The organism is Streptomyces triticirhizae (genome assembly GCF_003696235.1).
Taxonomy (GTDB): domain Bacteria; phylum Actinomycetota; class Actinomycetes; order Streptomycetales; family Streptomycetaceae; genus Streptomyces; species Streptomyces triticirhizae.
In genome coordinates, this window is sequence record NZ_RFFJ01000006.1 from 38,426 (window position 1) to 58,237 (window position 19,812).

The following is a 19,812-nucleotide window of genomic DNA, read 5'->3' on the forward strand; positions in this document are numbered from 1 at the left end:
CAACCACCGCGCCCGAACCACCGCCAGACCACCCGCCACGCCCAACCACCGGACCACGCCCCGGTGGTGGAAGGACTGTCCGTGTCCACTCCCCGAGCGGCCGCGCCGGCCGCGCCCCTCCGCCCAGGACGAGACTCCCGACCGATCGGCGCCAGGTCGGCGGGGGCGCGCTACGGGATGCTCTTCGGCCCGGCCGTCTTCGGCGTCACCGCCGCCGGTGTCGCGCTTCCCGATGTGGCCTCAGCGCTGGACGCCACGCCCTCCGCCGTCGCCTGGGTGCTCACCGCCCACGCTCTCGCGCTGGGCGTCGGCACCGCCCTGTTCGGCCGGCTGTCCGACTCCCGGGGGGTGCGGGCCTCCCTGCTGCTCGGCTCGTCGGTGCTGGCCGTCGGCGCGCTGCTGTGCCTGTTCGCCCCGGGTCTCGGGTGGTTGGTGGCGGGCCGCGCCGTGCTGGCGGCCGGCTCGGGCGCCATGACCTCGGCCGCGCTGGCCCTCTCCGCCTCGACCGAGCCGGCCGACCGGCCCCGGGTGCTCGCCGGGTTCGGCGCCACCATGGCGGTCTTCTCGGCCGGCGCCACGCTCGCCGGCGGCGTCCTCACCGAGTGGGTGAGCTGGCGGGTGGCCCTGGTGCTGCCGGCGCTCTCGCTGCTCGCGGTGCCGCTGTGCCTGCGCCCGGCCGCCGCCCGCCGTGGCTCGGGGCGCCCCCTCGACCTGTGGGGCGCCGCTCTGCTCACGGTGACCGCCGGCACCTTCCCGCTGCTGGTCCAGGCGCCCGCGCTCCGGCTGCCGCCCGTCCTCGCGCTGGCGCTGGGCGTTCTGTTCGCGGGGGCGGGCGCGCTGTTGGTCCGGCGGGTGCGCGCGGTCCCCACGTCCTTCGTGCCGAGGAGCCTGGTGACCGACGGGCTGTTCCTCCGCGTCGCCGGCACCGGAGTCGGCGTCTACGCCGGCCTGTTCGCCGCCATGTACACGGTGCCGCAGCTCCTGGTCCGGGAGCACGGCTGGAGCGTTCTCGCCGTCGGCGGCTGGCTGTTGCCCGGCGCGGTCGTGGGCGCGGCGCTCTCCCGGGGCGCCGGCCGGCTGTCCGCCTCGGGCGGCGGCGTGCTGCTGGCGGCCGTCGCCGGCGCCATGGCGCTGACGCTGGCGGTCGCGCCGGGGACCGACCACGTGGGCCCGCCGATCGTCGGCGCCTCGCTCGGCTTCGCCGCCTTCGCGGTGACCCAGGTGGTCTCCACCGGGTCGCTGTCCCGCCATGTCCAACCGGCGCTGCGCGGTGGCGCGATGGGGTTGGTGAACCTCACGTTCTTCGTCGGCGGCGGCGTGGGCAGCGCGACGGCGGGGGCGTTGGCCAACTCCGTGTCGCTGTCCACCACGCTCGCGGTCGTCGCCGGCTTTCCTCTGGTGGGCGCCGCGCTGGCGCTGCCCCTTCCCGGACGAGGTCGGCGGCGCCAACTGCCGTGATGCGCCTCAGCGTCGGGAGGAGGCTCTGGGTGCCCGGAGCCGGACTTGAACCGGCACGGCCCGAAGGCCAGCGAGTTTTAAGCTCACCGTGTCTGCATTCCACCATCCGGGCACAGATCCCAAGCCGTACCGGGCGCCGGGGCGCCGAGGGAGTCATCCGAGCTTAACGGCCGGATTCGACCCGAACACCGGTGCCCCAGCGCGATGTTGTCTGATTTTATGAGCTGTTGACGAGGCGTCAGTACGCGACGGGGCTGTTACAGGCAGCTTTGGCCAGGAGGGAGCGCCACCGTCGAGCGAAGGATGACGCAAATCAACCCTCCGCATCCTTCCGCACACTCAGGGATCATCTCCTCCTCAGGTAGGACGACGGGCCGTCCCGTCTCCGACCCGGGACCGTCCGACCCGGGAACGCGGGAGGAGTTGACGGCCGGAGGGATCACAGACGGGCGGTTTCGACTCAGGATGGAGGAGTCCTTCCCGCGTCCCGGCTGGAGTACGCCGTGTCCCATGAAGCGCCAGTGCCGCACACCGATTCGACCGGCAGCACGCCCGAAGCCCCCGGCGGCGAGGTGGCCGCCAGGGCCGTGGACCTGACCAAGGTCTACGGCACTGGCGAGACCAGGGTGTTGGCCCTCGACCAGGTCAGCGTCGCCTTCGAGAAGGGGCGCTTCACGGCGATCATGGGGCCGTCGGGCTCGGGGAAGTCCACGCTGATGCACTGCATGGCCGGCCTGGACTCGATATCGGCGGGCTCGGCGAGGCTCGGCGACACGGAGCTGAACGGGCTGAACGACCGGCGGCTCACCCAACTCCGCAGGGACCGCGTCGGGTTCGTCTTCCAGACGTTCAACCTGCTGCCCACGCTCAACGCCCTGGAGAACATCACGTTGCCGATGGGCATCGCCGGGACCAGGCCCGACCGGGAGTGGCTGGACCAGGTGATCTCCACGGTCGGGCTCAGGGACCGCCTCAAGCACCGGCCGGCCCAGCTCTCCGGCGGCCAGCAGCAGCGGGTGGCGGTCGCCCGCGCGCTGGCCGGCCGGCCGGAGATCGTCTTCGCCGACGAGCCCACCGGCAACCTGGACTCGCGGGCCGGCGCCGAGATCCTGGGCTTTCTGCGCGACTCCGTCCGGGAGTTGGGGCAGACCGTCGTGATGGTCACCCACGACCCGGTCGCGGCCGGCTACGCGGACCGCGCGGTCTTCCTCGCCGACGGCCGGGTCGTGGACGACATGCCAGCCCCCACGGCGGAGCGGGTCCTGGAACACATGAAGCGGTACGACGCCAGGGGCCACACCGGCCCCTGAGCTGGCGCGGGCCGGCCGACCGGCAGCCGGCCGGGAGGCCAGCTCGTCAGCTCGTCAGCTCGACCCAGGAGCGCGGCCGCAGCGGCAGCCCCGAGGCGCCGTCGTCCGGGGTGCGGACCGCGAGGATCTGGTTGACGCCGATCCGGCCGCGCTCGAACTGGAGCGCGGACGCGGCCATGTAGAGCCGCCAGATCCGCGCCCTGGCCGGGCCGACCAGCCGCACCGCCTGGTCCCAGCCCTGCTCCAGGTTGCGCACCCAGCGGCGCAGCGTCAACGCGTAGTGCTCGCGGAGCGACTCGACGTCCCGCACCTCAAGGCCGGAACGTTCCAGCAGGCTCACCGTGCGTCCCACCGGGGCGAGTTCGCCGTCCGGGAAGACATAGGCGTCGATGAACGGGTCGATCCGGTAGCCGTCCTCGTCGGCCAGCGGACGGCGGGCGATCTGGTGGTTGAGCAGGCGGCCGCCGGGGCGCAGCAGCCGGAAGAGCCGGTCGGCGTACTCCTGGTAGCGGGCGGTGCCGACGTGTTCGGCCATGCCGACGGAGGCGACGGCGTCGAAGGGGCCGTCGGTCACCTGGCGGTAGTCCTGGACCCGGATCTCGACGCGGTCGGTCAGGTCCTCCTTGGCGACGCGCTCCCTGGCGTACTCGGCCTGCTCGGCGGAGAGCGTCACGCCCACCGCGCGCACCCCGTGGTGCTGCGCGGCGTGCAGCACCAACGAGCCCCAGCCGCAGCCGACATCGAGCAGCCGTTGGCCCTCGCGCAGCCCCAGCTTGCGGCAGATCAGGTCGAGCTTGGCGGCCTGGGCGTCCTGGAGGTCGTCGGTGCCGGGGCCCCAGACCGCGCAGGAGTAGACCATGGAGGGGCCGAGCACCAGCTCGTAGAACTCGTTGCCCACGTCGTAGTGGTGGCTGATGGCCCTGCGGTCCCGGCGCTGGGAGTGCGCGGGTCCCGGCCGGCGGCGGCGGTCCTCCTCGCGGGGCGGGCGGACCGGCAGCGGCAGGGGCCCGGAGAGGGCGAGGAGTTCGGGAACGACGGACAGCATCCGGGTGCGGGAGACGGCCGGCGCGTCCGCCCGGTCCCAGACCAGTTCGGAGAGCGCGGCGAGCGCCTGGTACAGGTCGCCGTCGACGTCGAGGTCGCCGGCCACCCAGGCGCGGGCGAGGCCGAGTTCGCCGGGCCGGAAGAGCATCCGACGCAGTGCCCGGCGGCGTCGGACCACGATGACGGGCCCCTCGGTCGGCCCGGCCTCGCTGCCATCCCACGCCCGGAGGCGGAGCGGAAGCGGTGAGCCGAGGAGCTGTTCGGTGAGAGCGGCGAGGCGGGGAGCGACAGCCACGAGACAAACCTCCGCAGATTTAGACAAACTGCCCACAGTTACCTTGGCGTCCAGCTCTCGGTGAACGCTGCCGATCCGCCGCCGATTCCGCGCGATTCCCCCCACACCGCCCCCTCGATTGGGCCGCCCGGCCCACCCGGGCAACCCGAACACGCCGAGGGCGGGCGACCGCGTGGGTCGCCCGCCCTCGGCGTGCGGTGACGGAGCCCTGAGGCGCCCTTCGGTCAGCCCGCGCGGGCCTCCGAGCGCTCCCTGGCCGGGCGCTCCTCGGCCGCGCCGGCCGGCCGCTCGACCGCCCTGGCCGGGGCCGGGACGGGCGCCGCCGCCTCGTGGAACTCGTCGCGCGGGCGCTCCACGGCGCCCAGCGAGACCACCTCGCGCTTGAGGAAGAGGCCCAGCGTCCAGTCGGCGAAGACCCGGATCTTGCGGTTCCAGGTCGGGACGGCCATGCCGTGGTAGCCACGGTGCAGGTACCAGCCGAGACGGCCACGGAAGCGGAGCGAGAGCCGGCCCAGCTTGATCATGGCCACGCCCTTGTGCAGGCCGAGGCCGGCGACCGCGCCCATGCTGGCGTGCTTGTACTCGTGCTGCGGGAAGCCACGCATCCCGGCGATGACGTTGTCGCCGAGCACCTTGGCCTGGCGCAGGGCGTGTTGGGCGTTCGGCGGGCACCAGGCGTTCTCCACCCCGGCCTCGCGCGCGGCCAGGTCGGGCACCTGGGCGTTGTCGCCGGCCGACCAGATGTGGCCGGTGCCCTTCACCTGGAGGGTGGGCTCGGTGTCCACGTGGCCCCTGGGGCCCAGCGGCAGCCCGAACTCGGCGAGCGCCGGGTTGGGCTTGACGCCGGCCGTCCAGACCAGGGTGTTGGAGTCCAGCTCGACGCCGTTGCTGAGCACCACGTGCCCGTCGACGCAGGACTTCAGCGAGGTCTTGAGGTGCACCTCGATACCCCGCTGCTTGAGGTGCTCCAGGCCCCACTCGCCGAGCTTGGGCCCGACCTCGGGGAGGATGCGCTCGGCCACGTCCACCAGCACGAAGCGCAGGTCCGACGGCTCGATGGTCGGGTAGTACTTCGTGGCGTCCCTGGCCATGTCCTCGACCTCGCCGATGGTCTCGGCACCGGCGAAGCCACCGCCCACGAAGACGAAGGTCAGCGCCTTGCGGCGGATCTCCTCGTCGGTGGTGGAGTCGGCCTTGTCCAGCTGCTCCAGGACGTGGTTGCGCAGGCCGATGGCCTCCTCGACGCCCTTCATGCCGATGCCCTGCTCGGCCAGGCCGGGGATCGGGAAGGTGCGGGAGACGGCGCCCAGCGCGACCACCAGGTAGTCGAAGGGAACCTCGTAGGGCGAACCGACGTGCGGCGCCACCGTGGCGACCTGCCGGTCCTGGTCGATGGTGGTGACACGGCCGGTGAGGACCTCTGCCTTGGGCAGCACGCGACGCAGGGGCACCACGACGTGCCGCGGGGAGATGCTGCCGGCAGCGGCTTCGGGAAGGAAGGGCTGGTAGGTCATGTAGGAGCGAGGGTCGACGACGGTGACGGTGGCCTCGCCATACCGCAGCTTCTTCAGGATGCGGCGGGCCGCGTACAGACCGACGTAACCCCCGCCTACGACGAGGATGCGCGGACGCTCCGTGGTGCTCATGCCATCGAGTATCCACCCACCCCCCGGGGCGACCTCGTGAGGCCCTTCACAAGCACCGGGCGACTTTGTGCTACACTTCGCGCCCCGCCGAGCCGAGCGCCTCTCACCAGCCGGACCCAACGGCTCCTCAGGAGCCGGGAGTCGGGCCCCTCACAAGGGAACGAGCCAGGTCGAGAGGGTGTCCCCCGGCTCCACCCGGGCGGCGCCGCCGGCCGCCCCGCCCCGCACGCGTTCGCCGCCCCGGGGCCTCCGGCGGCCGGGGACCGCTCGCCGTCCACCGTTCGGAACACTTTCGGGTCCTTCGGGCACGCCGGTCATGTGAATAACTTCACGAAGTTCGTCTCCGGCCCGCCGGGCGGCGGCCGCAGCCGGCCTCGGCCCGGCGGGAGAGCCGGCGGAAAACCCGGAAACGCCCCGCTCAGCGGGCCAGCACGCTCCACAGGAGGCCGTCCAGGATGTCGTGCTCGGAGACCGTGACCCGGGCGACGTCCGCCCGTTCCATGGCGCGCAGCAGCACCAGGGCGCCGGCGCCGATCACGTCGACCCGCCCCGGGTGCATCGACGGAACGGCCGCGCGCTCCGCGTGGGTCGCGCTCAGCAGCCAGTCGACGACCTCCCGCACCTTCTCGCGCTCCAGCACCGCGTGGTGGATCGCGGCCGGGTCGTACTCGGGCAGCTCCAGGGCCATGGCCGCCACCGTGGTGACCGAGCCGGCCAGCCCCACCAGCGTCCCGGCGCGCTCCAACGGAACGCGCTCGGCGGCCAGTTCGAGGGCCGCGTCGATGTCGGCGGTCAGCGCCGCCAGCGCCTCGGGCCCCGGCGGGTCGGCCACCGCGCCGTCGGCCGTCGTCAGATGCCGCTCGGTCAGCCGGACGCAGCCGATGTCCACGCTGCGGGCCGCCGTCACCCGCCGCTCGCCCAGCACGAACTCGGTGGAGCCGCCGCCGATGTCCATCACCAGGAACGGCCGCGCCACCTCGGGCCGGCCGGCCAGCTCCCTGGTGGCGCCGGTGAAGGAGAGCGCGGCCTCCTCGTCCCCGGTGATCACCTCGGGCACCACGCCCAGGATCTCCTTGACGCCCCGGACGAAGTCGTCGCGGTTCTCGGCGTCCCTGGAGGCCGAGGTGGCGACGAACCGCAGCCGGTCGGGGGTCACCCCGTGGGCGGCGATCGCCTCCGCGTAGTCCCGGCACGCCGCCAGGGTGCGGGCCAGCGCCTCCGGCGCCAACCGGCCGGTCCGGTCCACGCCCTGGCCCAACCGGACGATCTCCATCCGCCGCACGCGGTCGACCAGTTGACCGGTCTCCGGGTCGGCGTCGGCCACCAGCAGCCGGATCGAGTTGGTGCCGCAGTCGATGGCGGCGGCGGTGGTCAGGCTCATGCGTTCTCTCCTCGCGCGGGGTGCGGGCCGGCGTTGGCCTCGGCGGTGGCACCGGTGGCGCAGCGGCCGGCGCGCCACCACTCGGGCAGCATGGCGAGGGCCTCGTCACCCAGCGGGTTGACGCCGGGCCCGGCGACCAGCGCGTGCGCGACCAGCACATGGAGGCACTTGACCCGCTCCGGCATCCCGCCGGCGCTGGGGAAGCCGGCCAGCACCTCGATCTCGTCCCGCCGGGCCAGGTAGTCCTCGTGGGCCGCCCGGTAGGCGGCGGCCAGCTCCGGGTCGGTGGCCAGCCGCTCGGTCATCTCCCGCATCACGCCGTTGGCCTCCAGGGTGCCGATGGCGGAGGCGGCGCGCGGGCAGGTCAGGTAGTAGGTGGTGGGGAACGGGGTGCCGTCGGGCAGCCGGGGCGCCGTCTCCACCACGTCGGGGTTGCCGCACGGGCAGCGGTGGGCGACCGCGCGCAGCCCGCGCGGGGGGCGGCCGAGCTGCTCCTCGATCACCGCAACGTCGGTCGGGGTCGGGGTTTCCACGGGTGAACTCTTCTCAGGGGGACAACTCACGGGACGACGCGACGAGCGGCGGCTCCCACGGAACAACGAGTGTCGCGGACGCGGCGACCGGGCCGCTCACCGGGGGCGGTCGGCCCGATCGACGCCGTCCCACAGGTTCTGGTGCCAGGGGCGGGGCGCCAACGTCCCCCGGGTGCGCAGCCGTTCGTCCGTGCCGGCGTTGGCGCCGGGGGCGCCGTCGGGGAGGACGTAGCCGATCTCGCCGGGCCGCACATAGCGCAGCCGCTCCCTGGCCTGACGTTCGACATAGGCGTCGTCCTGCCAGCGGGCCTTGGCGTCCCGCAGCTCCTCGACGCGGTCGGCGGCCTCCCTGGCCAGCCGCCGCTGCTCGGAGATCTCCGAGCGCTGCTGCACGTACTGGCGCAGCGGATAGGCGAGGGCGACCACCAACGAGCAGACCACCAGCGCCAACAGCGCGGCCCTGCCGGTGAGCCGGCCGCGCCGCTGCTGGCCGCCGCCCCGGCGCGGCCGGGCGAGCCTGCGGCTCTGCGCCCGGTAGACCCGGGCGGCGGCCTGCTCGCCGAGCGCCCGCAACCGGGTGGCGGTGGAGAACCGGTCCCGCTGCGCGGCCACATCGCCTCCCTGTCACCCTCACGTGGACTGCCCACGACCCGTCCCCGCCACCGTACGGGACGGACGGCGGGGACCGGTCGGGGGACACGGGCGGGCGGCCGACGAGCGCCGGCCGGGGCGGTCCGCCCGGACGCCTCCGGGCGGACTGCCCGCGCGGGCTCAGCCCTTGAAGCGCGGGAAGGCGCTGCGGCCGGCGTAGACGGCTGCGTCGTCGAGGATCTCCTCGATGCGCAGCAGCTGGTTGTACTTCGCGACCCGCTCGGAACGGGCGGGCGCGCCGGTCTTGATCTGGCCGCAGTTGGTGGCGACGGCCAGGTCGGCGATGGTGACGTCCTCGGTCTCGCCGGAGCGGTGGGACATCATGCACTTGAAGCCGTTGCGCTGGGCCAGCTCCATGGCGTCCAGGGTCTCGGTGAGCGAGCCGATCTGGTTGACCTTCACCAGCAGCGCGTTGGCGGACCTGTTGTCGATGCCGCGCTGGAGCCGCTCGGGGTTGGTCACGAACAGGTCGTCGCCGACGATCTGGACCTTCTCGCCGAGCCGGGCGGTCAGCGCCTGCCAGCCGTCCCAGTCCTCCTCGGACAGCGGGTCCTCGATGGAGACCAGCGGGTAGGCCTCGACCAACTCCTCGTAGTAGTCGGTGAGCTGCTGGGCGCTGAGGGACTTGCCCTCCAGGGTGTAGGAGCCGTCCGAGTACAGCTCGGTGGCGGCCACGTCCAGGGCCAGCGCGATGTCCTGGCCCGGCGTGTAGCCGGCCTTCTGGATGGCCTCGACGATCAGGTCGAGCGCCTCGCGGTTGGAGGACAGGTTGGGCGCGAAGCCGCCCTCGTCGCCGAGACCGGTGCCCAGGCCGCGCTCCTTGAGGACCTTCTTGAGGGTGTGGTAGGTCTCGGCGCCCCAGCGGACGGCCTCGGAGAAGGACTCCGCGCCGATCGGGGCGATCATGAACTCCTGGATGTCCACGTTGGAGTCGGCGTGGGCGCCGCCGTTGAGGATGTTCATCATCGGCACCGGCAGCAGGTGCGCGTTGGGGCCGCCGAGGTAGCGGAAGAGCAGCAGGTCGCGGGACTCGGAGGCGGCGTGGGCGACGGCCAGCGAGACGCCGAGGATGGCGTTGGCGCCGAGCGAGGACTTGTCGGGGGTGGCGTCCAGGTCGAACATCGCCTGGTCGATCAGGCGCTGCTCGGTGGCGTCGTAGCCGACCAGCTCGGGGCCGATCTGCTCAATGACGGCGAGCACGGCCTTCTCCACGCCCTTGCCGAGGTAACGGCTGGCGTCGCCGTCGCGCAGCTCCAGCGCCTCGAAGGCACCGGTGGAGGCGCCGGAGGGGACGGCGGCGCGGCCGGTGGAGCCGTCGTCGAGGCCCACCTCGACCTCGACCGTGGGGTTGCCTCGCGAGTCCAGGATCTCGCGGGCTACGACGACGTCGATGGACGGCACGAGGTTCTCCTTCGGGTCAGAGTGTGTGGTCGACCTGCGCGCGACCTGTGCCGGTCCGCCGCGTCGACCTCATCCAAGGTGACTCCCTGAGCCTAACCGCCTCCCGGCCCGCCGCCGTCATCCAGCGCCCGTCACGCGCCGAGAGACCCGGCGAAATGCCTGGTCAACCAGGGTTGCGAGACGGCGAAGCTTTTTGTTTAACCACTGAAGAAAACGGGGTGCCCGGCCGGTGAACACCGGCCGGGCACGGGGCCGTTCACGGGAGGAGTCCGGAACGGCGAACGACCGCGTCGACTACAGGGACAGCTCCTGACCGGGGCGGATCAGGTTGGGGTCCTCGCCGATCACGTCGACGTTGTCGGCCCAGATCTGCCGCCAGGTGGTGTCGTGCTCCTCGGCGATGGCGGAGAGGGTGTCGCCCTTGACGACGGTGTAGGTCTCGCCGTCCTCGGCCGGGGCCGAGCGCGGCTGGGCCTCGACCGGCCGCTCCGGCTCGGGCTGCGCCTCGGGGGCGGCCTCCTCGGGCGCGGACTGCTCGGCGGAGCCGCCGGAGGTGTCGAGTTCGGGGGCCGGGCCGCCGGAGGTCAGCCCGGCCTGGGCACCGCAGACCGGCCAGGCGCCGGGGCCCTGCATCGCCAACAGCTGCTCGGCGGCGGCGATCTGCTGCTCCTTGGTGGCCTGGTCGGCGCGCGCCGCGTACTGGGTGCCGCCGGCCGCCTCCCAGCTGGACTGGGAGAACTGGAGGCCGCCGTAGTAGCCGTTGCCGGTGTTGATGGACCAGTCGCCGCCGGACTCGCACTGGGCGACGGCGTCCCAGGTGTCCACGGAGGCGGCCGAGGCGCCGGAGGCGCCGATCAGCGGGATGGCCACGGCGGCGCCGGTGACACCGGCGGCGGTGGCTATGCGGGTGGGCTTGCTGGGACGGCGGTGCCGCCCCGTGCCGGAGAACAGCATGACGTTCCTTCTCACCGGACGCCTGCGAGGTGAGCTGTCGGGTTCGGGATCAGGTGAGTTGCCCGGCCGACAGGGGCAGTTGGGCTGGCTGTCGGCTTCACCCCGAGCCGTCCACGGCGCCCGAAGGCGCCGGTCCGGCGGACACGGTCGACGCGTCGGCCATGGGCGGCCGTTGACCGTGCTGGGTCCCCCGCTCCTGTCTGCGGTGGTGCGCGTGGTGGCCCGGGTCGGCGACAGGATTCGGCGTAACGGCCCGGACGCCCGGCGGAAAACCGGGCGAGGGGACACTAAACACACCCGCGCTAACGATTCAAGAACGATGAAGATCGTCGCATCGTCCCAACTTGACCGACTTTGGCCGGAGGACGACACCTTCTCGCAGGTCAGCGAGGAAAAGGGGCGGCGGGGCGGAGCGGGACACTCCGCGAAGAACCGAGAGGATCGTCACACACCAGACGCGCCCGGGCCGGGGCGCGCCGAGCGGCCAAGAGCCGCCCGGCGCGCGCCGCTTAGCGACCGCTGGCGGTCAAGTCCAGCCGCTGGCCGGGGAGAATATAGTCGGGGTCGTCCCCAATGACCGATTCGTTCGCCCGGTAGAGGGCCGGCCAACCGCCCGAGATGTCATGGTCCAGGGCGATCTGCGAGAGGGTGTCGCCCGGAATCACCCGATATTCGCCGCCGTTGGCGCGCTCCCCCTCGTCCGCGCGCTCTCCGGCGCGGTCGCCGCGCGCCTGGTCGCGCTGGCGCTCGGCCTCGTCGGTCTCCGCCGGGTCGGGGTCGCCCCGGTGCCGGCCGTTGCCCTCCGACTCGGTGCGCTCGTCCGGCAGATCGCCGGCCCGCCCCTCGTCCGGCTGGTCCCCCGCCTCGGGGGTCTCCTCGACCGGCTCGGGCTCCGGCGTCGCGTCCCCCGGGCGTTCGTCGGAGCCGTCCGACGAGTCCTCGGGCGAGGCGCCGATCTCCTCCTCCGCCTGGGCCTCCTCGGCCTCCTCGGCGCGGTCGATCTCCTCGCGCTGCTCCTGCCGGTACTCCTGCCACACCCCGCTGGCCACCCCGCAGCCGGGCAGCGCGCCCCGGCCCATCCCGGCCATGATCCGCTCGGCCACGGATATCTGCTGGGCGCGGCTGGCCAGATCGGGCCGGATCGCGAACTCCAACCCGCCGTACTCCTCCCAGAGTTCGATCGTCAACTGGAAGCCTCCGTACTGACCGTTGCCGTCGTTGGCGCTCCACCGGCCGCCGGACTCGCACTCCGCCGCCCGGTCCCACGCCTCGTCGCCGACCGCCGAGGCCGAGCCCGCGCTCAGCAGCGGCATGGCGATGCCGGCGCCGGTGACGCCCGCTGCGACGATGAAGGCAGGAGCCTGCCGTGGGCGACGATGACGACCTGTCCCGGAGCGCATCTGCGGACCCTCCCAAACGAACACTGTTGCGGTTGAGGGGAACCTAGCCGCCCCCACCGCACGATCACAAGCCGATCCCACGCAGATCACGCGCGGATCACACTACTGACGCCCCGTCACGCGCGCCGGCGTGAACTCCACGGGCAGCGAACGCAGTCCACGCATGATCAGCCCACCGCGCCAGCGCGGCTCGGGCGCCCCGCTCGCCCGCCGCAGATCCGGCAGCCTTCGCAGCAGCACCGCGAGGGCCGTTCGGGCCTCGGCCCTGGCCAGGGGTGCGCCCAGACAGTAGTGGATGCCGTGGCCGTAGCCGAGATGGGGGTTGTCAACGCGGCTCAGATCCAGGGTGTTCGGCTCAGCGAAGCGCTCCGGGTCCCGGTCGGCCGCCGCGAGCACCACCAGCACCGGCTCGCCGGCCTCCACCAACTGTCCGCCCAGGGTGAGGCGTTCGGTGGCGAAGCGCCAGGTGGCCAGCTCCACGGGGCCGTCGAAGCGGAGCAGCTCCTCGACCGCCGTGGCGAGCAGCCGCTCGTCGCCGGCCGCCAGCCCGGCGCGCAGCAGGGCGAGTTGCTCGGGGTGGCCCAGCAGCGCGTGGACGCCGTTCCCGATGAGGTTGACGGTCGTCTCGAAGCCGGCGAAGAGCAGGATGAACGCCATCGCCGCCGCCTCGTCCTCGGTGAGCTGCTCGCCGTGATCGGAGGCGCGGATCAGCCCGGAGATCAGGTCGTCGCCCGGCGTCAGGCGCTTGCGGTGGATCAACTCCGCGAGATAGGCGCGCATCCGCTTCACCGCGCGCCCCACGCCGCCCCGCTTGCCGCTGGTGTGCAGCATCATCCCGGCCCAGGAGCGGAAGTCGTCCTGGTCCTCGGCCGGCACGCCCAGCAGGTCACAGATCGCGTAGATGGGCAACGGGAACGCGAACTCGTCGATCAGGTCGGCCGATCCACGCTCCGCGAAGCCGTCAACGAGTCGCTCGGTCAACTCCCGCACCCGGGGCTCGAACGCGGCGACCCGGCGCGGGGTGAACGCCTGCGAGACCAGCCGGCGCAGCCGGGTGTGGTCGGGCGGGTCGATGTTGAGGAGGTGCGTCATCAGCCCGGCGCCGCGCTCGCCGGGGATGCCGACCCGGCCGGAGGCGTGCCGGTCGGCGCTGTGCCGGGAGGGGTTCTTGCTGAGCCTGGGGTCGGCCAGGGCCGCGCGGGCGTCCCGGTAGCGGGTCACCAGCCACGCCTCGACGCCGCTGGGCAGCGTCGCCCGGTGCACCGGCGCGTGCTCGCGCAGCCAGGCGTAGGCGGGGTAGGGGTCGGCCAGGAAGCCTGGGCCGAACAGCGCGGGGCGCGCGCCCGCGTGCGCGCCATCCCGCACGCCGGCTCGTTCCCGCTCCCCGGCGGCGCACTCAGCCACCCGTGTGCTCCCCCGGCCGGTCCGGGATCACCGCCGAGACGCGGAAGCCGCCCTCCTCGGTCGGGCCCGAGACAAAGCCGCCGCCCAGCGCCGTCACCCGCTCCCGCATCCCGACCAGGCCGTTGCCCCCGCTGGGCAGCCTGGCCTCGTCGGGGCGGCGGGCGGCGCCGTCGGGCGCCTCGTTGCGCACCTGCACGGCGACCTCGCCGTCCCGGTGCGCCAGCCGCACCCAGGCGGCCGCGCCGGCCGCGTGCTTGTGCACATTGGTCAGCGCCTCCTGGACCACCCGGTAGGCCGTGGACTCCACCTGCTCGGGATAGTCGCGGTGCTCGCCCTCGACGGCCAGCTCCACCCGCATCCCCGCCGCCCGCGACTCCTCGACCAGCGCCCGCAGCCCGGTGAGCCGGGGCCCATCGCCGTTGCCGGCCGGCGCCGGCCGGCCGCCCTCGGGCGCCCGGTCCGCCGCCGGCTCGCCCTGGCCGGCGCCCGAGGCGATCTCGGCCAGCCGGGACGAGGCCCGGGAGGCGTCCGAAGCGCCGGCCGGGGCGGCGCGCAGCACGCCCAGCATGGTGCGCAGCTCGGTCAGCGCCTGGCGGCCCATGTCGCCGATCAACGAGGCGTTCCGCGCGGCCTTCTCCGGGTCCTTGGGCGCCACCGCCTGCACGGCGGCGGCGTGCACCACCATCAGGCTCACCCGGTGTGCCACCACGTCGTGCATCTCCCGGGCGATGCGCCGCCGTTCCTCGTCGCGCGCCCACTCGGCGCGCTCCTCGGCGCGCTCGGCCAGCAGCCCCAACTCGCGTTCCAGGCCGAGCGCCCGGTCGCGCAGGGTCTCCACCAGCCGTCTCCTGGCTCGGACATACATCCCCAGCAGCACCGGCGGCACCACGGAGGCCACGCCGAAGAGCAGCGCCACCAGGGGCCGGAACCAGACCGGGACGGCCTGCTCCCTGATCGCCGGGTCGTTGTCCAGCAGCAGATAGGTGACGATGACCGTGCCCAGGCCCTCCATGCAGGCCAGCGCGGCGATCACCCGGCGGGGCGCGTCCGTGGTGGCGAGCGTGTAGAGGCCGACGAGCGCCAGCACGGCGCCCATGTTGGCCGGCAGCACGGCGATCGAGATGAGGATCACGGCCAGCGGCCAGCGCCGCCGCACCAGCAGCGCCAGCCCGGCCAGCGCACCCGGCACCACGACCAGCCCGACCGGGAGTCCGGTCCGGTCGGCGAAGCCCACCCCCTGGACCGCGCACTCGGTGGCCGAGACCACCGCGAGCCCCGCGTCCAGCGCCACGCTGCGCCGCCGCGTCCACCACAGCAGGCGGAAGTCACCTCCGGCCGTGGGCGCCCCCTTCGCATCCATGACGACCAGCCTACGGGCGCGGGCGGCGCGGTTTTCCGTCGGGCGGAAACCCGGCCAGCGACAGGGCGGTGTGAACGTTCACCCTCGCGTTCACGCCCACCACAGCAGCCCCAGGGCGTGGCCGGCGTACGCGGCGCCGAGTCCGCCGCCGACCGAGGCCAGCACATTGCCGAAAGCCGCCGGCCAGCGGCCGGTCTCGGCCAGCCGCAGGGTCTCGTGGGAGAACGTCGAGTAGGTGGTCAACGCGCCGCAGAACCCGGTGCCCAGCAGCAGCCCGAGCCCCTCCCCGGCCGCGCCGGCGAGCGTCGCGCCGGTGAGGACGCCGAGCACCAGCGAGCCGGCGAGGTTGACCAGCAGGGTGCCCCAGGGGAACGGTCCTTCGTGCCACCGCCGCAGCCCCCGGTCCACGGCGTAGCGCAGCGGCGCCCCCACCGCGCCGCCCAGCGCCACCAGCAGCCAGCCGCTCACCGCGCGCCCCCGCCCCCGCCGCCGGCGCGCGCTCCCCAGCGCGCGAGGAGGGGGCGCACCAGCCGGCGGGCGCCCCAGGCGCCCAGGGTGACGGCGAGCAGCGCGAGGACCAGCGTCCCGCCCAGCGCGCCGAGTCCGGCCGCCACCCGCCCGTCGCGCAGCAGCGTCTCGACGTCGACGGCGTGGGTGGACAGGGTCGTGAAGCCGCCCAGCACCCCGGTGGCGAGGAACGGCCGCAGCAGCGGGTGGGGCGCCGGGACCTCGGTGAGGACGACCAGCAGGCAGCCGATCAGCAGGCAGCCCAGCACGTTGACGACGAGCGTGGTCCAGGGGAACGCGCCGGGCGGCGTCGGCCAGCGCAGCGCGGCGCCGTAGCGGGCCAGCGCGCCCAGCGAGCCGCCCACGGCGACGACCGCGAGCACGGTCGGCGGCGGAACGGGCGGCGGCGCCGGCAGGTCCGGGTCGATCGGCTCGGGCCCGACGGCCCGGCGAGGACGCTCGTCCCTCCCGGCCAACGGTTCAGCGTCCAACGGGCCCTCGGCGAACGGTCCTTCGGCGGTCACGGTGCGACTCCCCACACGTCGACGTCGCGCCCGGCGGGCGGGCGCGATGATCACGAGCAGGGACCGTTGGCGGCGCCGATGCCGCGGTTCGGGATCGGGAGGGCCCCACCTCCCCGGGCCGACACGGTCGGCCGGTCCCAGGGTACGTCCGGCCCGGGGTATGCCGTCGCGACGCGGGCCGCCGGGCTGGCATAGTGTGGGGGGCGATCGGGCGGCCCCGGTCAACCGGCGTCCCGTGGACGCGCCTTCCCCCGTGGTGTAATTGGCAGCACATACGACTTTGACTCGTAGTGTCCAGGTTCGAGTCCTGGCGGGGGAGCCCAGCTTGGGTTCTCCGCTCAGCTCCCCGGGATCGTGGTGAGGAACTCCCCGGTCCAGGCCAGCAGTTCCCTCCCCGTCAGCGGCTTACCGCCCACCCGGGCCGTCGTCGGCCTGGGCACCAGCACCTGCTTCGTCGCCGCCTTGATCACGGCGCCCGGGTAGAGCCGCTTCAGCCGCAGCTCCTGGGACTCCCGCAGCTCCACCGGCGAGAACCTGATCCGGCTGCCCTGGAGCGTGATGTCGCCCACACCGCACGACCTGGCCAGCATCCGCAGCCCGGCCACCAGCAGCAGGTTCTCCACCGGCTCCGGCAACGGGCCGTAGCGGTCGGCGAGTTCCTCGCGGACCGCCGCGATGTCCTCCTCGGTGGTGGCGGCGGCGATCGAGCGGTACGCCTGGAGCCGCAGCCGCTCCCCCGGCGCGTAGTCGTGCGGAACGTGCGCGTCCACCGGCAGCTCGACCTTCACCTCCAGCGGCGTCTCCTCCGGCTCGCCACCGGACTCCAGCGCCGCCCGGTAGTCCGCGACCGCCTCGCCGACCATCCGCACATAGAGGTCGAAGCCCACGCCAGCGATGTGCCCGGACTGCTCGCCGCCCAGCAGGTTGCCCGCGCCCCTGATCTCCAGGTCCTTCATCGCCACGTACATGCCGGCGCCCATCTCGGTGTGCTGGGCGATCGTCGCCAGCCGCTCGTGCGCGGTCTCCGTCAGCGGCTTCTCCGGCGGGTACAGGAAGTAGGCGTAGCCCCGCTCCCTGCCCCGGCCGACCCGGCCGCGCAGCTGGTGCAGCTGGGAGAGGCCGAAGGTGTCGCCGCGCTCCACGATCAGGGTGTTGGCGTTGGAGATGTCGATCCCGGACTCCACGATCGTGGTGGAGACCAGCACGTCGAACCGCTTCTCCCAGAAGTCAACGACGACCCGCTCCAGGGCCGCCTCGCCCATCTGCCCGTGGGCGGTGGCGATCCGCGCCTCGGGCACGATCTGGCGGAGCCTGGCCGCGACCCGGTCGATGGAGTCCACCCGGTTGTGGATGTAGAACACCTGGCCCTCGCGCAGCAGTTCGCGCCGGATGGCCGCGCCGATCTGCTTCTCCTCGTAGGGCCCCACGAAGGTCAGCACGGGGTGCCGCTCCTCCGGCGGCGTGGTGATCGTCGACATCTCCCTGATGCCGGTGACCGCCATCTCCAGGGTGCGCGGGATCGGCGTCGCCGACATCGTCAGCACGTCCACGTTGGCCCGCAGCTTCTTCAGCTGCTCCTTGTGCTCGACGCCGAACCGCTGCTCCTCGTCCACGATCACCAGGCCGAGGTCCTTGAACCTCACCTCGGATGAGAACAGCCGGTGGGTGCCGATCACCACGTCGACCGAGCCGTCGGCCAGCCCCTCCAGGGTGGCGCGCGCGTCCGCGTCGGACTGGAAACGGCTCAACGGGCGGACCCTGACCGGGAACTGCGCGTACCGCTCCGAGAACGTGCCGAAGTGCTGCTGCACCAACAGCGTGGTGGGCACCAGCACCGCGACCTGCTTGCCGTCCTGCACCGCCTTGAACGCCGCCCGCACCGCGATCTCGGTCTTGCCGTAGCCGACGTCGCCGCAGACCAGCCGGTCCATCGGAACGGAGCGCTCCATGTCGGCCTTCACCTCGCCGATGGTGGTCAGCTGGTCCGGGGTCTCGGCGTAAGGGAACGCGTCCTCCAGCTCCCGCTGCCAGGGGGTGTCGCCGCCGAACGCGTGGCCGGGGGCGGCCATCCGCGCCGAGTAGAGCTTGATCAGGTCGGCGGCGATCTCCTTGACCGCCTTCCGCGCCCGCGCCTTGGTCTTCGTCCAGTCCGCGCCGCCCAGCCGGTGCAGCGTGGGCGCCTCGCCGCCGACGTACCTGGTCACCTGGTCCAGCTGGTCGGTCGGCACGAACAGCCGGTCGCCCGGCTGCCCCCGCTTGGCCGGCGCGTACTCCACCAGCAGGTACTCGCGGGTGGCGCCCTGCACGGTGCGCTGCACCATCTCGATGTAGCGGCCCACGCCGTGCTGCTCGTGGACGATGTAGTCGCCGGTCTCCAGGGTCAGCGGGTCCAGCGCCTTGCGGCGGCGGGCCGGCATCCGCGCGCCCTCCCGGCCCGCGGCCCGCTGGCCCGTCAGGTCGGTCTCGGTGAGCACGACGAGGGAGGACTCGGGCGCCAGGAAGCCGTGTTCCAGCGCGCCACAGGAGACATGGACGACGGAGGGCGCGATCTCGCCGGTCAGCTCCGGGTCGAGCCGGGCCGGGACGCCCTCGCCGCCCAGCACCTCGACGGTCCGCGCGGCCGGGCCCTGGGCCTCCGTGAGATAGACCACGCGCCAGCCGTCGGCCAGCCAGCCCTTGGTGTCGGCCAGCGCGCGGGAGACGTCGCCCCGGTAGCTCTCGGGGGCCCTCAGGCCCAGGCGCACGGTGTCCGCGTCCAGCTCCTCGTCGGGCGAGAACGGCGAGACCGACCACCAGGGCAGGCCGAGTTCGGCGGCCCGCTCCCGCACCTCGGCGAGGCCACGGAGGCTGGCGGCGCCCACGTCGATGGGGGCGTCGCCGCTGTCCACCATCGCGGCGGCGGCCCAGGACGCCTGGAGGAACTCCTGGCTGGTCGCCACCAGGTCGGCCGCGCGGGAGCGGATGCGCTCGGGGTCGCAGAGCATGACGAGGCTGTTCACCGGCAGCACGTCCAGCAGCAGCTCCATCTCGTCGACCAGCACCGGCGCCAGCGACTCCATGCCCTCGACGGCGACGCCCTCGGCGATCTTCCCCAGCAGCTCGTCCAGTTCGGGGTGCTCGACGGCCAGCTCAGCCGCGCGCCGCCGCACCTCCTCGGTCAGCAGCAGCTCCCGGCAGGGCGGCGCCCACAGGCCGTGCTCGGCGACCTCAAGCGAACGCTGGTCGGCCACCTTGAAGTAGCGGACCTCCTCGACCTCGTCGCCCCAGAACTCCACCCGCAGCGGGTGCTCCTCGGTGGGCGGGAAGACGTCAAGGATGCCGCCGCGCACCGCGAACTCGCCGCGCTTCTCGACCAGTTCGACCCTGCTGTAGGCGGCGGCCGCCAGCGCCTCGGTCACCCGGGAGAGGTCGGCGGTCTGCCCGTTGCGCAGCGCGACCGGCTCCAGGTCGCCGAGGCCGGCGACCTGCGGCTGGAGCACCGAACGCACCGGGGCCACGACCACCGAGACCGGTCCCGCGCCCGGGTCGTCCGCCTTGGGGTGGGCGAGCCGGCGCAGCACGGCGAGCCGCCGGCCGACGGTGTCGGCGCGCGGCGAGAGCCGCTCGTGCGGCAGCGTCTCCCAGGAGGGGAACTCCACCACGCCGTCGGCGGGCAGCAGCGAGCGCAGCGCGGCGGCCAGGTCCTCGGCCTCCCGGCCGGTCGCCGTGACGGCGAGCACGGTCCGCCCGGCCGACCTGGCCAGCGCCGCGACGGCGAGCGGCCGTGCGGCGGGTGGCCCCACCAGGTCGAGGTGCGGGCGACCGCCGTCGCGGGCGGCGGAGACCGCCTCGCCCAGGGCGGGCTCCTGGATGACGGCGTCGAGCAGGCCGTGCAGGCTCATGAGGTATCCATCCCGGTTGGCCGGGCCCGGCGCGCGGTGGCCCGGGTGGGAGGGCCTGCGCGG

At 73.8% G+C, this 19,812-nt stretch carries 15 protein-coding genes, 2 tRNA genes and 1 riboswitch; of the genes, 3 read left to right on the forward strand and 14 right to left on the reverse strand.

What is annotated here, in order from left to right; translation table 11 throughout:
• Positions 1–81 precede the first annotated feature (81 nt).
• A complete protein-coding gene (locus tag EBN88_RS02665) occupies positions 82–1,458 on the forward strand; it encodes an MFS transporter (RefSeq protein WP_199742226.1) in 1,377 nt (458 codons plus the stop codon).
• Between the two features lie 30 nt (positions 1,459–1,488).
• Here the strand turns inward: EBN88_RS02665 and EBN88_RS02670 are convergent.
• A tRNA-Leu gene (locus EBN88_RS02670) sits at positions 1,489–1,570 on the reverse strand.
• 409 nt (positions 1,571–1,979) lie between these two features.
• On the opposite strand from EBN88_RS02670, the gene EBN88_RS02675 reads away from it, so the two are divergent.
• Positions 1,980–2,768 carry an ABC transporter ATP-binding protein gene (locus EBN88_RS02675; RefSeq protein ID WP_199742227.1) on the forward strand — a complete coding sequence of 263 codons (789 nt, stop codon included), beginning with the start codon at positions 1,980–1,982 and terminating at the stop codon, positions 2,766–2,768.
• A gap of 46 nt (positions 2,769–2,814) precedes the next feature.
• Here the strand turns inward: EBN88_RS02675 and EBN88_RS02680 are convergent, their stop codons facing one another.
• From EBN88_RS02680 to EBN88_RS02735, 12 genes are all read right to left on the reverse strand, one after another.
• Entirely contained in the window at positions 2,815–4,107 is a 1,293-nt protein-coding gene (locus tag EBN88_RS02680) for an SAM-dependent methyltransferase (RefSeq protein ID WP_122182146.1), read from the reverse strand.
• Positions 4,108–4,331: 224 nt separating this feature from the next.
• Positions 4,332–5,753, reverse strand: a complete 1,422-nt coding sequence (locus tag EBN88_RS02685) for an NAD(P)/FAD-dependent oxidoreductase (protein WP_122182147.1) — start codon at positions 5,751–5,753, stop codon at positions 4,332–4,334.
• Between the two features lie 418 nt (positions 5,754–6,171).
• Entirely contained in the window at positions 6,172–7,128 is a 957-nt protein-coding gene (locus tag EBN88_RS02690; RefSeq protein WP_122182177.1) for a Ppx/GppA phosphatase family protein, read from the reverse strand.
• Positions 7,129–7,130: 2 nt separating this feature from the next.
• Positions 7,131–7,667, reverse strand: coding sequence for a DUF501 domain-containing protein (locus EBN88_RS02695; protein WP_233580396.1), 537 nt, complete (start codon positions 7,665–7,667; stop codon positions 7,131–7,133).
• A gap of 96 nt (positions 7,668–7,763) precedes the next feature.
• The gene (locus tag EBN88_RS02700) at positions 7,764–8,279 is read right to left on the reverse strand and encodes an FtsB family cell division protein (protein ID WP_122182148.1); all 516 of its coding nucleotides are present in this window, start codon (positions 8,277–8,279) and stop codon (positions 7,764–7,766) included.
• Between the two features lie 159 nt (positions 8,280–8,438).
• The gene (gene eno, locus EBN88_RS02705) at positions 8,439–9,719 is read right to left on the reverse strand and encodes a phosphopyruvate hydratase (protein WP_122182149.1); all 1,281 of its coding nucleotides are present in this window, start codon (positions 9,717–9,719) and stop codon (positions 8,439–8,441) included.
• 294 nt (positions 9,720–10,013) lie between these two features.
• Positions 10,014–10,673: a LysM peptidoglycan-binding domain-containing protein gene (locus EBN88_RS02710; RefSeq protein WP_122182150.1), complete on the reverse strand. Its 660-nt coding sequence runs from the start codon at positions 10,671–10,673 to the stop codon at positions 10,014–10,016.
• Positions 10,674–10,676: 3 nt separating this feature from the next.
• Positions 10,677–10,823, reverse strand: a riboswitch (cyclic di-AMP (ydaO/yuaA leader).
• A gap of 359 nt (positions 10,824–11,182) precedes the next feature.
• Positions 11,183–11,986 (reverse strand): LysM peptidoglycan-binding domain-containing protein, encoded by an 804-nt coding sequence (locus tag EBN88_RS32535; RefSeq protein ID WP_325052714.1) that lies wholly within the window; start codon positions 11,984–11,986, stop codon positions 11,183–11,185.
• Between the two features lie 189 nt (positions 11,987–12,175).
• Positions 12,176–13,438: a cytochrome P450 family protein gene (locus EBN88_RS02720; RefSeq protein WP_199742230.1), complete on the reverse strand. Its 1,263-nt coding sequence runs from the start codon at positions 13,436–13,438 to the stop codon at positions 12,176–12,178.
• 31 nt (positions 13,439–13,469) lie between these two features.
• Complete coding sequence (locus EBN88_RS02725) at positions 13,470–14,837, reverse strand: sensor histidine kinase (RefSeq protein ID WP_122182153.1); 1,368 nt, start codon at positions 14,835–14,837, stop codon at positions 13,470–13,472.
• A gap of 90 nt (positions 14,838–14,927) precedes the next feature.
• Positions 14,928–15,305 carry a fluoride efflux transporter CrcB gene (gene crcB / locus EBN88_RS02730; RefSeq protein ID WP_122182154.1) on the reverse strand — a complete coding sequence of 126 codons (378 nt, stop codon included), beginning with the start codon at positions 15,303–15,305 and terminating at the stop codon, positions 14,928–14,930.
• Positions 15,302–15,868, reverse strand: coding sequence for a fluoride efflux transporter FluC (locus EBN88_RS02735; RefSeq protein WP_407703365.1), 567 nt, complete (start codon positions 15,866–15,868; stop codon positions 15,302–15,304). Before EBN88_RS02735 ends, crcB begins: the two co-directional genes overlap by 4 nt.
• A gap of 247 nt (positions 15,869–16,115) precedes the next feature.
• Here EBN88_RS02735 and EBN88_RS02740 point away from each other — a divergent pair.
• Positions 16,116–16,187, forward strand: a tRNA-Gln gene (locus tag EBN88_RS02740).
• Positions 16,188–16,206: 19 nt separating this feature from the next.
• On the opposite strand, the gene mfd is transcribed toward EBN88_RS02740, so the two are convergent.
• A complete protein-coding gene (mfd, locus tag EBN88_RS02745; RefSeq protein ID WP_122182155.1) occupies positions 16,207–19,749 on the reverse strand; it encodes a transcription-repair coupling factor in 3,543 nt (1,180 codons plus the stop codon).
• Positions 19,750–19,812: the final 63 nt, after the last annotated feature.

What these genes read in the sequence shown, in the direction of transcription:
- EBN88_RS02710 (WP_122182150.1), bottom strand. Translation starts at nt 10,673, where the DNA reads ATGCTGTTCTCCGGCACGGGGCGGCACCGCCGTCCCAGCAAGCCCACC.
- EBN88_RS02725 (WP_122182153.1), bottom strand. Translation starts at nt 14,837, where the DNA reads ATGGATGCGAAGGGGGCGCCCACGGCCGGAGGTGACTTCCGCCTGCTG.
- EBN88_RS02685 (WP_122182147.1), bottom strand. Translation starts at nt 5,753, where the DNA reads ATGAGCACCACGGAGCGTCCGCGCATCCTCGTCGTAGGCGGGGGTTAC.
- mfd (WP_122182155.1), bottom strand. Translation starts at nt 19,749, where the DNA reads ATGAGCCTGCACGGCCTGCTCGACGCCGTCATCCAGGAGCCCGCCCTG.
- EBN88_RS32535 (WP_325052714.1), bottom strand. Translation starts at nt 11,986, where the DNA reads ATGCCGCTGCTGAGCGCGGGCTCGGCCTCGGCGGTCGGCGACGAGGCG.